We start from the raw sequence: 12875 nt of genomic DNA on the forward strand, positions 1-12875 counted from the left end.
CGCCTTGCGCTGCATTGGCCGGTGATTTTTCCGGGGCGTGTGCACTGCGCTGAAGCGTTTTGAACCGAACTGGTGCGCCCTCAGCCGCGATGCATCAGCCAGAGAATCAGTCCCAGGTTGATGGCCAGGGAGGCGAGTGCGATCCCGCGCCAGACCCGCAGCGGCTCGCGCTCCAGCAAGGGGCGTGGCCGCGTCGGTGCCTGGCGTTCGCCTTGTTCCAGAGTGAGCAGGCATTGTTCGGCGGTTTCGAAACGTTGCTGCGGTTGCGCTGTGATCAGCCGACCCAGCCATTCGTCCAGCCAGGCCGGGACCTCTGGTCGATAACGGCTGGCCGGGGCGGGCGTGCCGAAGCGGGGGTGCTGGAAGGCTTCGATCTCGCCGTAGGGGTAATGGCCGCAGAGCAACCGGTACAGCGTGACGCCGGCGGCGTAGAGGTCCTGGCGGGCGTCCGGCGCTGCGCCCTGGAAGGTTTCGGGTGCGAGGTAGCTCGGGGTGCCGGGCAGGTCGTGCGGGTCCTCGCGGGACAGGCCCGGGCAATACGCCAGGCCGAAGTCCAGCAGGCGCAGCTCGCCGTCGTTGGCCCAGTGCAAGTTCTCCGGCTTGATGTCGCGGTGCAGGATGTTGCGCCGGTGCAGTTGGCCCAGGCCACGCAGCAGGCGTTGGGCGATATCCAGCCAATCCGGCAGGTTCAGCGGGCCGTTCAGCTTGAGGTGCTCGTCCAGGGTCTGCCCGGGGTATTCGCGCATTACGTAGTAGAGGTGCTGGCGTTGCGGCAGGCTGTGCAGCTCGGGGAAGTAGCGACCCTGCACGCGGCGCAGGAACCATTCTTCCAGCAGCAGCGCCTGGCCGGCGTCCGCTGCATCGCTCAATGCCGGTGGCAGGGTCTTGAGCAGCCAGGGGCGACCCTGGCGGTCGCGCACGCGGTAGATCAGCGACTGGCGCGACTGTGCGAGCCGGCCTTCTACCTGCCAGCCCTCGAACTCCTGTTCGTCCCGCAATGCCGGTGGCGCCGGCCAGTGGTCTAGCTGGGCGAGGGCATCGCCGAGGCTGGCCGGCGGCAATTCGTCCACACGCAGGAGCAGCGCACTGGCGTTGTCCTGGCTGCCGGCCAGATGCGCGGCATTGACCAGGGCGTCGGCGCAGGCTTCGAGGGATTGCGCGTCTTCCAGCAGGCGCTGGATGGCGTTGTCGCCCAACGCGGCCCAGACGCCGTCGCTGACCAGCAGGAAGCATTGCCCGGCTTCCAGCTCCCCGTCGCAGTAGTCCACCACCAGGTGCTGATCCAGGCCCAGGGCGCGCTTGAGCACGTGCTGCATGCCGGGCTGTTCCCAGACGTGGTCCTGGGTCAGGCATTCCAGTTGCCCTGCCTGCCAGCGGTAGAGGCGGCAGTCGCCGACGTGGGCGAGGGTGAAGCGCCGCCCGCGCAAAACCAGGGCGGTGAGGGTGGTGAGCAGCGGCTGGCCGCCGCCGTTGGCCTGCAGCCAGCGGTTCTGCGAGATCAGCAGGCGGTCGAGGGCCTGGGCGACGGCCCAGGTCTCGGGGGTGGCGTAATAATCGGCGGCCAGCGCCTGCAGTGTCAGGCGCGCGGCCAGGCCGCCGTCGGCGCAGTGGCTGACGCCGTCGGCGATGGCGAACAGGTGCCCCTTGCTGGCGGCCAGCCCGGCGGGTGGGGTGACCACCCGCAGGGCATCCTGGTTCTCGTCGCGCGGGCCGGTGGCGCTGGCCTGGGCGAAGCTCAGGGTCAGGCTCATGGATTCCCCCCTGTAGGAGCGGGCCATGCCCGAGATTCGAGCGCATGGCGCGCTCCTACATAAGCGTTCCATGGCCTACACCCGTGCCGCGGTGACGGCCGCGCTGCCCCAGGTGGTGCGCCAGCGTAGTTTCACCCCATGCAACCCGAACCAGGCGAGCACGCCGAGGCTGGCGAACAGCCAGAGACCGAGCTGGTAGTCGTCGGTGGCCTGCTTGATCGCACCCAGGCCCGCGGTCAGGCAGAAGCCGCCGATACCGCCGGCCATGCCGATCAGGCCGGTCATCACGCCGATGGTCTGGCGGAAGCGCTGCGGCACCAGCTGGAACACCGCGCCGTTGCCCGCACCGAGGCTGAGCATGGCGACCACGAAGAGGCTAAGCGCCGCCACCGCGCTGGGCAGATGGAAGCCCACGGCGGCGATGCAGATCGAGGCGACGGTGTACATCACCAGCAGGCTGCGGATGCCGCCGATACGGTCGGCCAGGGCGCCGCCCAGTGGGCGCATCAGGCTGCCGGCGAAGACGCAGGCGGCGGTGTAGTAGCCGGCTTTCACCGGGTCCAGTCCGTACTGGTCGTGGAAGTAGCCGGGCAGGGTGCTGGCCAGGCCGAGAAAGCCGCCGAAGGTCACGCTGTAGAAGAACATGAACCACCAGCTGTCGCGGTCGCCCAGGGCCTTCAGGTAGTCACCCACGGCTTTCGGTGCGGGGCGTTCCGGCGCATTGCGGGCCAGCAGGGTGAACACCACCAGGGTCGCCAGCAGTGGGATCAGCGCGAAGCCGAAGACGTTCTGCCAGCCGAACGCGGCGGCGATGGCCGGGGCGAACAGCGCGGTCAACACGGTGCCGGAGTTGCCGGCGCCGGCGATGCCCATGGCCTTGCCCTGGTGCTGCGGTGGGTACCACTGCGAGGCCAGTGGCAGCGCCACGGCGAAGGAGGCGCCGGCCATGCCCAGCAGCACGCCGAGGACCATCGCCTGTCCCAGGCTGTGGATGCCCAGCTGCCAGGCGCCCAGCAGCGCGCAGATCACGATCACCTGGCCGAGAATGCCGGCGGCCTTGGGCGACCAGCGATCGGCCAGCAGACCCATGAGAAAGCGCAGGATGGCGCCGGAGAGGATCGGTGTGGCGACCATCAGCGCGCGCTGCTGGGTGGTCAGTTGCAGGTCGGTGGCGATCTGCACTGCCAATGGGCCGAGGACGTACCAGACCATGAAGCTCAGGTCGAAATACAGGAAGGCGGCAAACAGGGTCGGCGCGTGGCCGGCTTTCCAGAAGCTCGTGTTCATCGAACACCTCATCAGCAACGGTTGAGAACCCCGGTCGTGCGCCACAAGGCAGCCGCCGGGGCGGTTCTGTGCCCCTGCGCCGGGGCAAACGAAAAAGGCGTCGCTCCACCCACCGCACTGCGCGGGTGTGGATGCGACGCCTTTGTCGAAGTCGGGTAATCGCCGTTGATTACCATCACCTTGCGCAGAGCAAGGCGCGGGCCAAGAGCGCAAATCCCAGGTGAACCAATGGGTTAGCAGAGAGTGTGAAGCCTTGGGTGTGCCACAACGGGGCGCTCGCAGTCAGGGCGTGCTCCCCGTTGGGGCGGCGGGTCAGGGAGAAGGCGGGGAGGGGAAGATCACTGCCGGCCCCTTGGGGACACTGCCCGGCGGCAGGTAGGCGGGGGCGACCTGTCCGGCCGGCCCCAGGTGGCGGACGTAGCGGTAGATGCCGCGCAGATCGTCCTCGCTCATCACACGCAGCACATAGGATGGCATCGGCGGCCGGAAATTCGCCTGCCGCGCCGTGGCCAGCCATTGCTCCTCGCTACGGCCCTGCATGTACAGGCGCAGATTGGCGGGGTAGGTGGTGCCCCAGGGGCCGTTCCAGCCCAACTGGTCGCCGATAAGCCAGGCGCTTTCCGGGACTTTCTCGGGGGCCATGGCGTAGCCGGGAGTATGGCAGTCGTTGCAGCCGGCGATCTGCACCAGATAGCGGCCGCGTTGCAGGGGATCGGTGTCCGCCGCCGGGCACGGCGCGGACAGGGTCAGGATAGGCAGGCACAGACAGCCGGACAGCGCGCCCACCCGAAGGAAGGACGGCATTGGGAGTTCTCCTCTGATGTCGGTTTGATAGACGGCTCCAGAGGTATAGCGCGTTGCCAGCATCGCCGCCCGGCGAGGATCAGGCGATCCAGTTCACATTGGGGAATGCGTCACGAAACGCCTGGGGAATGGGGGTGACCTTGCCGGCCTGGTAGTCGAAGAACACGAAGCCGGACTTGGCCATGGCGACCAGGGTGTCGTCCGACGGGCGGGTGATGCGGAAGATGATGTCGCCGCCGTACTTGTTGAAGTCCATGACGCCGACTTCGAACAGCAACTGGTCGCGGGCGTGGGCCTCGGCGCGGTAGGTGGTGGCCAGGTCGGTGACGATGATGCCGCTCTCGCGGATGCCGTAATCGAACAGGAAGCGCGCGCGGGCCTCGGAGATCATGGAGATCATCGAGTCGTTGCCCAGGTGCTTGGCGCCGTTGATGTCGGTGACGCGCACGGTCAGCTTGGTGCCGTAGATGAAGAGTTCTTCGGGGAATTCCAGTTTCAGGCGGGCCATGGCGCTCTCGGATCGGGGAAGGTGCGCCATTGTACGGAGCCCGCCGCCGGTTTCGCAGTGCCATAGGCGGGCTGAATGGGCGCGTCAGTGCGCCAGGTTGACGTGGTAGAAGGTGACGCGACCACCTTCGTCAGTGGGACCGTAGTTGTCGTTGATATAGGCGCCGGCCTTGAAGTAGAGCAGTTGCTTGCTCCAGGTGGTGCTCAGGGCCTGGCGGTAATACTGCTGCTCGCCATCGGAGGTTTCGGCGCGCAGGCCTAACTGGCCGGTGGACGTCACACGCAGGCTATAGGTGACGCGCTCGTTCAGGCGCACATCGGTGAGCAGCGGGATATTCTTGCTATCGCTGTCGTCCGGATGGTTGCGCACCAGGGCTTCGATGCTGCCGGTCTGGGTCTTGGGGTAGTAGTGGTACTGCAGCTTCACCAGCGGTTCGCCGTCGCCGCTGGTAGGCGACTTGCTGTGGATCTGGCCGATGATGATCTTGTTCTGCGAGGGAACGCGACCGACGCTGACTGTGGCGCGCAGCTCGTTGTCGCCGCCGGTGTAGTACCAGTTGTAGATGCTGCCGTCGCGTTTGGTCTCGCGCAGCTCGGTACGCGGGTAGGTGCTGTCTTCGCTGTGGGAGCCGTTCACCGGCACCCAGAAGACGATGGTGTCGCCATCGCGCTTGAAGTAACTGCTCTGGTAGCCGTCGAGCAGTTGCTGGGTGGTGATTTCGGTGGGGCGGGGGTCGCTGGGAACGCTGAGGTTCCAGGTGGAAAGGTCGATCATGCTGTCTCGCTCACGAGGGGGGGCGGATGCGACCGGCAGGTACCTAGCCGACGGGTCGCACTACGGACTTCCATGGTCATGCAATGGAAGCGAGGGCACCGCGCGAGGTTTAGCGCGGCGCGCGGAGGATACGCAGTGGCCGCACCGGCGGGGGCCAGCAGGCGGGCTGGCGTTCTGATCGCGGGGTGCCGCCGCTGGCAGATGGCCTGTCAGTGCCCCAGCATTTCGTGCATCGCAATGATCTGCTCGGCCACCTGCACCAGCTTCTGCTGGCGCCCCATGGCCTGGCGGCGCATCAGGGTATAGGCCTCTTCCTCGGCGCAGCCCTTCATCTTCATCAGCAGCCCCTTGGCCAGTTCGATGCGCTTGCGCTCGGCCAGTTGCTGCTCGCGGGCCTGCAGTTGCGCGCGCAGTGCCTGGTCGCTCTCGAAGCGTGCCATGGCCACGTCGAGGATCGGCTGCAGGCGCTGGGCCTGGATGCCCTCGACGATGTAGGCGCTGACCCCGGAGCGGATGGCCTGGCGCATCACCTGCGGATCGTGTTCGTCGGTGAACATGACGATGGGGCGCGGCTGGTCGCGACTGACCAGCACCACCTGCTCCAGTACATCGCGGCCGGGGGATTCGGTGTCGATCAGGATTACATCCGGGCGCAGGGCCTCCACGCGTCGCGCCAGGTCGACGGTGAGGCCGGATTCGTCGACCACTTCGAAACCGGCTTCCACCAGCGCCGCCTTGAGGCGCCCGACCTTCTTCGGGGTGTCGTTGATCAGCAGGACGCGCAACATGCTCAGCCTCGCTCCATCAGGGCGTTCAGTTCGAAGCTGTGGGCATAGCCGGCCGGATCGCTGCCGTCCCAGACGCGTCCATCGATCAGCGTGGAGCGGCGCATGTCGGTGCCCGGTACCGCAACGCCAACGGCTTCGGCGGCTTCGCGGTACAGGTCGAGCCGTTGGACCCGGCGGGCAATGCCCAGGTAGTCGACGTCCTCGCGCAGCAGTCCCCAGCGGCGGAACTGGGTCATGAACCACATTCCATCGGACAGCCACGGGAAGTTGGCCTGTCCGCCGTCGTGGAAACGCAGCGGATGGGCATCCTGCCAGGCGTGGCCGAGGCCGTCCTGGTAGCGGCCGAGCAGGCGTGGCTCGATGCTGGAAACCGGAGCGTCGACGTAGTCGCGCCCGCTGATCAATTGTGCAGCGCTGCGCAGGTTGTCCTCGCTGGCCTCGATGAAGCGGCTGGCGTCGAGAATGCTCATCACCAGGGCGCGGGCGGCGTTGGGGTATTGCTCGACGAAGGCGCGGGTGGTGCCCAGCACCTTCTCCGGATGGTCCGGCCAGATTTGCTGACTGGTCGCCAGGGTGAAGCCCAGGCCTTCGTCCACCGCCAGCGCGCCCCAGGGGCCTCCGGCGCAGAAGCCATCGATGCGCCCGGCCTTCAGGTGCTCCACCATCTGCGCCGGCGGCACCACCAGCGAGCGCACGTCACGCAGCGGGTGGATGCCGTGACTGGCCAGCCAGTAGTACAGCCACAGGGCGTGGGTGCCGGTGGGGAAGGTGTGTGCCAGGGTCAGCGATGCACCGTTGTGGAGCGCATGCTGGCGGAGCGCTTCAGCGCAGGTCACGCCATCGCGCATCAGCGGTGCGGAAAGACTGATCGACTGGCCGTTCTGGCACAGCCCCATGAGTACGGCCATCTCGGTGGCGGGCGTGCCGCCCAGGCCGAGCTGCATGCCGTAGATCAGGCCGTAGAGCCCCTGGGCCGCATCCAGCTCGCCGTTGAGCAGGCGATCGCGCAGGCCGGCCCAGGAGCTTTGCCGCTGCAGGTTGAGGGTCAGGCCGTAGGGCTGGGCGAAGCCCTGGGTGGCGGCGACCACCAGGGATGCGGAGTCGGTGAGGGCCATGAAACCCAGGTTCAGGGCGCTCTTCTCCGGTGCGTCGGAGCCGGCGACCCAGGCCAGGCTGTCCGGACGGCCTCTGGTGCTGTCGATCATTTCCACCTCTGAAGGCAAAGGGCGTCGCTCCGCCGACCGTCGATGGGCGGGGGAGGCGACGTCATCGTCTTTCAGGGCCCGCCGTTGGGCTGCCTGTTGCAGGGCCAGCAGCAAGGGGTGTGCCAGACGCGGTGGAAAAAACAAGCCCCGCCACTAGGGCGGGGCTCAGAGGAAGGGAGCGCACCTCTGGAGGGTTCCATCAAGGCCACCTGAGCACGGATATCGGCAGGGCCTGCTGACACCTTAGCCACGCGGGCCGTGGGCGCAACGGTCAATAAGTATTAGCCCCATCGTGAGTAGCGGTTCAGGCCGCTCTATTTCGGGCGCCACAAAAGAAAAGCCCCGCACGGGGCGGGGCTTTTCGTCACGCTAGGAGTCTCAGACCTGGACGGCCGGGATCTTCGCGTTGGCTGCAGCTTCGCGGAACTCGGCGATCTGGTCGAAGCTCAGGTAGCGGTAGATATCGGCAGACATGCTGTCGATGTCCTTCGCGTAGGCCATGTACTCCTCGACGGTCGGCAGCTTGCCGATGATCGAAGCGACGGCGGCCAGCTCGGCGGATGCCAGGAACACGTCGGTGGCGTCGCCCAGACGGTTCGGGAAGTTACGGGTCGAAGTGGAGACCACGGTGGAACCGGTCTGTACGCGAGCCTGGTTACCCATGCACAGCGAGCAGCCCGGCATTTCCATGCGCGCGCCAGCCTTGCCGTAGATGCCGTAGTAGCCTTCCTCGGTCAGCTGGTGGGCGTCCATCTTGGTCGGCGGAGCCAGCCACAGACGGGTCGGAATGCCACCCTTGACCTTGTCCAGCAGTTTGCCGGCAGCGCGGAAGTGACCGATGTTGGTCATGCAGGAACCGATGAAGACTTCATCGATCTTGCGGCCTTCGACGCTGGACAGCAGGCGAGCGTCGTCCGGGTCGTTCGGAGCGCAGAGTACCGGCTCCTTGACGTCGGCCAGGTCGATCTCGATGACCGCGGCGTACTCGGCGTCCTTGTCGGCTTCCAGCAGTTGCGGGTTGGCCAGCCAGGCTTCCATCGCTTGCGCGCGGCGCTCCAGGGTGCGGGCGTCGCCGTAGCCTTCGCCGATCATCCAGCGCAGCAGGGTGATGTTGGACTTCAGGTACTCGGCGATGGCCTCTTCCGGCAGCTTGATGGTGCAACCGGCAGCCGAACGCTCGGCGGAGGCGTCGGACAGCTCGAAGGCTTGTTCGACGGTCAGGTCGTTCAGACCTTCGATCTCGAGGATGCGGCCGGAGAAGATGTTCTTCTTGCCTTTCTTCTCGACGGTCAGCAGGCCAGCCTGGATCGCGTAGTAGGGGATGGCATGGACCAGGTCACGCAGGGTGATGCCCGGTTGCAGCTTGCCCTTGAAGCGCACCAGAACCGATTCGGGCATGTCCAGCGGCATCACGCCGGTGGCAGCGGCGAAGGCCACCAGGCCGGAACCGGCCGGGAAGCTGATGCCGATCGGGAAGCGGGTGTGCGAGTCGCCGCCGGTGCCGACGGTGTCAGGCAGCAGCATGCGGTTCAGCCAGCTGTGGATGATGCCGTCGCCCGGACGCAGGGAGACACCGCCGCGGGTCATGATGAAGTCCGGCAGGGTGTGGTGGGTCTTGACGTCGATCGGCTTCGGATAGGCAGCGGTGTGGCAGAAGGACTGCATCACCAGGTCGGCGGAGAAGCCCAGGCAAGCCAGGTCTTTCAGCTCGTCGCGGGTCATCGGGCCGGTGGTGTCCTGGGAACCGACGGTGGTCATCTTCGGTTCGCAGTAGGTGCCCGGACGCACGCCCTGGCCTTCCGGCAGACCGCAGGCGCGGCCAACCATCTTCTGGGCGAGGGTGAAGCCCTTGCCGCTGTCCGCCGGCGCTTCCGGCTTCTTGAACAGGTCGGACGGAGCCAGACCCAGCTCGGCGCGGGCCTTCTCGGTCAGGCCACGGCCAACGATCAGCGGGATACGGCCGCCGGCGCGGACTTCGTCCAGCAGAACCGGGGTCTTCAGCTCGAAGGTGGTGACCACTTCGCCGCTGTCATGACGCACGACCTTGCCTTCGTACGGGTACACGTCGATCACGTCGCCCATGGCCAGGTTGGTGCAGTCGAATTCGATCGGCAGGGCGCCGGCGTCTTCCATGGTGTTGTAGAAGATCGGGGCGATCTTGGTGCCGAAGCAGAAGCCGCCTGCGCGCTTGTTCGGAACGTAGGGGATGTCGTCGCCGAAGAACCACAGCACCGAGTTGGTGGCGGACTTACGGGACGAACCGGTGCCGACCACGTCGCCAACGTAGGCAACCGGGAAGCCCTTGGCCTTGACGGCTTCGATCTGCTTCAGCGGACCGACCACGCCCGGCTGGACCGGCTCGATGCCGTCGCGGGCCATTTTCAGCATGGCCAGGGCGTGCAGCGGGATGTCAGGGCGCGACCAGGCATCCGGAGCAGGGGACAGGTCGTCGGTGTTGGTTTCGCCGGGGACCTTGAACACGGTCAGGGTCAGCTTCTCGGCGACGGCCGGACGGGCCTTGAACCACTCGCCGTCGGCCCAGGACTGCAGCACGGCCTTGGCGGCGGCGTTGCCTTTCTTGGCGCGCTCGGCGACGTCGTGGAAGGCGTCGAACATCAGCAGGGTGTGCTTGAGTTGCTCGGCGGCGACTTCGGCCAGTTCGGCGTTGTCCAGCAGCTCGACCATGGTGGCGATGTTGTAGCCGCCCTGCATGGTGCCCAGCAGCTCAACGGCGCGGGTCTTGCTCAGCAGCGGGGAAGTGGCTTCGCCCTTGGCGACAGCGGAGAGGAAACCGGCCTTGACGTAGGCGGCTTCGTCGACGCCCGGCGGCACGCGGTTGGTGATCAGATCGAGGAGGAATTCTTCTTCGCCGGCCGGCGGGTTCTTCAGGAGTTCGACCAGACCAGCGGTCTGCTCGGCGTTCAGCGGCTGGGGCACGACGCCCTGGGCGGCACGCTCTTCTACGTGTTTGCGGTAGGCTTCAAGCACAGTTTTTCCCTCATCAGTGGTCCCGGAGGACGCGTATCCAGGAGACCCTTCCGATCCATTCGTCAGGCATGGTGGACGGTAATCCACTGACCTACGACGGCACCGGCGATCTCCGGGCAGAAGCTGTTTTCAAAGTTTTACGCCGGTGTGGCCTGGGACGTAGGGGCCTGAACGCTTGAGGGGAGCGCCCAGGCCGCGCGGCTGCCGGAATCTGTGCTTCGTGACGCTTTGAAAACAGCTTCTTTCGGACAATGACGCCAAAAAGGCGAGGGGATTCTAATGCAAAAAGCCGGTGTTGGTAAGCCGATTTGCTACCCCCGCAAGGGTGATATTGCCTAGACAATGGTCGTGTCCGACCACAGGGCAACGCGGTTTGCGAGGATGCCCCCTCGGACACTAATATGCCGCTTTGCCCGCTACTCCTTCCGTCATGTCTTCTTCGCGCATCAAAACTCCCTGTGTCGGGCTCTGCTCGACGGTCTATGGCGACCTGGTCTGCCGTGGCTGCAAGCGTTTCCATCATGAAGTGGTGCACTGGAACGGCTACAGCGACCAGGAGAAACGCTCGGTGCTGAGCCGCCTGGAGGTTCTACTGACCCAGGTGATGATGGCCAAGCTGGAAGTCTTCGACCCGCAGCGCCTGCGCGCGCAACTGGAGCAGCGGCAGATCCGCTTCGTCCCCGAGCAGTCGCCCTATTGCTGGGCCTACCAGCTGATCGCCCGCGGCTCGCGGATGATCAACCAGGTGGAGGCCTATGGCCTGGCGCTGCTGCCGGAATTTCGCGACTGGCCGTTGCCGGAGCTGCGCGATGCCATCGACAAGGAATTCTTCATCCTCTCCGAGGCGCACTATGAGCGTTACATCGCTCCGCGCTTCCTGGCCGAGGGGATGGAGTCGCGGGTCTGAGGCGAACGATGCCTGCATGAAAAAGCCGCCCGACGGGCGGCTTTTTCATGCTCTATGTAGGAGCGAGCTTGTTCGCGAACCATTTCCCGGCAGCTCCGGTGCTGGGCGCTTCGCGAGCAAGCTCGCTCCTACAGGATGTCGCTCCGCATTTGTCCCGTCAGGGTTGGGCAGCCAGCTCTTCCAGATGGGCGATGATGTCGTCCGGCTTGAGCACCAGGACGTCGCTCTCCAGCGCATCGAGCACCACCTCGGCGGTATTGCCGATCAGCGCGCCGGAGAAGCCGGTGCGCGCCACGCTGCCGATCACCGTGACGGCAGCCGTCAGGCTGTGCGCCGCGCGCGGGATGAGGACGTCGGCCGGGCCTTCCTCGATATGCAGGTGGTCGTTATCGACGCCGTACTCGGCTTGGAACGCCCGGCAGGCCTCGCGGTACTTCGCCTCGATGGTTTCGCTGAGCTGGAAGGTCGGGTCGGCGGCCGACAGCATCGGCGAGGGGTGGGCGCTGATCACGTGCAGTTCGCCATGGGCCAGTCCGGCAATGTCATAGGCATGGCTGACGATACCGGCGTGCAGGGTGCGGTGCTCGGCATCGCTGTTGCCCACGTCCACCGCCGCGAGGATATTGCGTCCGGCCCAGGGCTGGTTGGTTTTCACCAGCAACACGGGGGAGGGGCAGTGGCGCAGCAGCTTCCAGTCGTCCGGGGTCAGCAGCGCCTTCTTCAGCGGGTTGTCGGGGGTGTGCTGCTTGATTACCAGGCCGCAGCCTTCGGCCTGCTGCTCGGCGATGATGGTCTGGTGCAGACCGTCCTTCCAGGCCTGCCGGCTGGAGGCGCTGAAGCCTTCTTCGCGCAGCCCCTGGGTGAGCTCTTCGAGCGCGGCAGTGCAGTCGCCGCGCTTCTCGCAGGCCAGCAGATGCAGGTGGGACTGGGTGACGCTGGCGATCAGGCGCGCCCGTTTCAGGGCGAGACCGTCCGGCTGGCTGGGGTCCACGACTACGAGGATGCTACGGATGGCTTGCATGATCGTCTCCCTTCGTGCGCGTTGTTTATGTGGAACAACTGTAGTCGGGATATCGCCGTCATGACGTTGAGGCATATCAAGGGCGGACGCTGGTTCCGCGCGGCTGCATTCGTATAATGCCCCGCATTCATGACACCGGCCAGCCGGTGGAACGCTTCGTTGGAGTTGAGCATGCTGTCTGAAATCAGGGAATTCCTCGGTTGTGCCACGCCGGATGCGTGGGTGGAAGCCGCGCTGCGGGATCAGGCGGTGATGCTGATCGACCACAAGAACAACGAGTTCAAGGCCGCCAGCACGGCCCTGGCCCTGATCGCCAAGTACAGCGCCCACGAGGAACTGGTGAACTTCATGTCGCGCCTGGCGCGCGAGGAGTTGCGCCACCACGAGCAGGTGCTGGCGATCCTGAAGAAGCGTGGCATCCCGCTGCGGCCGATCTCCGCCAGCCGCTATGCTTCCGGCCTGCGCGCCGTGGTGCGCAACCACGAGCCGCACAAACTGGTGGATACCCTGATCGTCGGCGCTTTCATCGAGTGCCGCAGCTGCGAGCGTTTTGCTGCGCTGGTGGATCACCTGGATGCGGATCTGGCGAAGTTCTACGGCTCGTTGCTCAAGTCCGAGGCGCGGCACTTCCAGGGTTACCTGAGCCTGGCGCGTCGTTATGGCGATGACGCGGACATCGATCGTCGCGTGGTGGAGATTCGCGAGGTGGAAGCGGAGCTGATTCGCTCGCCGGACAGCGAATTCCGCTTCCATAGCGGTGTGCCGAGCGAGCTGGCGGCCTGATCCGCGAGCCGGAATGAAAAAAGCGCCCAGTCGGGCGCTTTCCTTTGGCTCTTCGTAGG

At 65.9% G+C, this 12875-nt stretch carries 11 protein-coding genes; 2 read left to right on the top strand and 9 right to left on the bottom strand.

Annotated features, from left to right (window positions below; translation table 11 throughout):
* Positions 1–80 precede the first annotated feature (80 nt).
* The 8 genes from ACAW63_RS15680 to acnB form a co-directional block, all read right to left on the bottom strand.
* Entirely contained in the window at positions 81–1751 is a 1671-nt protein-coding gene (locus tag ACAW63_RS15680) for a protein kinase (protein ID WP_371226611.1), read from the bottom strand.
* Between the two features lie 75 nt (positions 1752–1826).
* A complete protein-coding gene (locus ACAW63_RS15685; RefSeq protein WP_371226613.1) occupies positions 1827–3038 on the bottom strand; it encodes a nitrate/nitrite transporter in 1212 nt (403 codons plus the stop codon).
* Positions 3039–3350: 312 nt separating this feature from the next.
* On the bottom strand, positions 3351–3842 hold the full coding sequence (locus ACAW63_RS15690; protein ID WP_371226615.1) for a cytochrome C: 492 nt from the start codon (positions 3840–3842) through the stop codon (positions 3351–3353).
* Between the two features lie 79 nt (positions 3843–3921).
* A complete protein-coding gene (locus ACAW63_RS15695) occupies positions 3922–4350 on the bottom strand; it encodes a thioesterase family protein (RefSeq protein ID WP_371226617.1) in 429 nt (142 codons plus the stop codon).
* A gap of 84 nt (positions 4351–4434) precedes the next feature.
* Positions 4435–5124, bottom strand: a complete 690-nt coding sequence (locus ACAW63_RS15700) for a polysaccharide lyase family 7 protein (protein WP_371226619.1) — start codon at positions 5122–5124, stop codon at positions 4435–4437.
* Between the two features lie 209 nt (positions 5125–5333).
* Positions 5334–5912, bottom strand: coding sequence for an ANTAR domain-containing response regulator (locus ACAW63_RS15705; RefSeq protein WP_371226621.1), 579 nt, complete (start codon positions 5910–5912; stop codon positions 5334–5336).
* Between the two features lie 2 nt (positions 5913–5914).
* Entirely contained in the window at positions 5915–7117 is a 1203-nt protein-coding gene (locus ACAW63_RS15710) for a CmpA/NrtA family ABC transporter substrate-binding protein (protein WP_371226623.1), read from the bottom strand.
* A 378-nt stretch (positions 7118–7495) separates the two neighbouring features.
* Positions 7496–10105 (bottom strand): bifunctional aconitate hydratase 2/2-methylisocitrate dehydratase, encoded by a 2610-nt coding sequence (acnB, locus tag ACAW63_RS15715; RefSeq protein ID WP_371226625.1) that lies wholly within the window; start codon positions 10103–10105, stop codon positions 7496–7498.
* A gap of 430 nt (positions 10106–10535) precedes the next feature.
* Here acnB and ACAW63_RS15720 point away from each other — a divergent pair, with 430 nt between their 5' ends.
* Positions 10536–11012 (top strand): DUF1289 domain-containing protein, encoded by a 477-nt coding sequence (locus ACAW63_RS15720; protein WP_371226627.1) that lies wholly within the window; start codon positions 10536–10538, stop codon positions 11010–11012.
* Positions 11013–11169: 157 nt separating this feature from the next.
* Here ACAW63_RS15720 and ACAW63_RS15725 read toward each other — a convergent pair whose 3' ends face one another.
* Positions 11170–12033, bottom strand: a complete 864-nt coding sequence (locus ACAW63_RS15725; RefSeq protein ID WP_371226629.1) for a universal stress protein — start codon at positions 12031–12033, stop codon at positions 11170–11172.
* A gap of 165 nt (positions 12034–12198) precedes the next feature.
* On the opposite strand from ACAW63_RS15725, the gene ACAW63_RS15730 reads away from it, so the two are divergent.
* Positions 12199–12816, top strand: a complete 618-nt coding sequence (locus tag ACAW63_RS15730; protein WP_331314136.1) for a tRNA isopentenyl-2-thiomethyl-A-37 hydroxylase MiaE — start codon at positions 12199–12201, stop codon at positions 12814–12816.
* Positions 12817–12875: the final 59 nt, after the last annotated feature.

Origin of the sequence: Pseudomonas sp. QE6, assembly GCF_041379005.1 — a bacterium.
Classification (GTDB): Bacteria; Pseudomonadota; Gammaproteobacteria; order Pseudomonadales; family Pseudomonadaceae; genus Pseudomonas.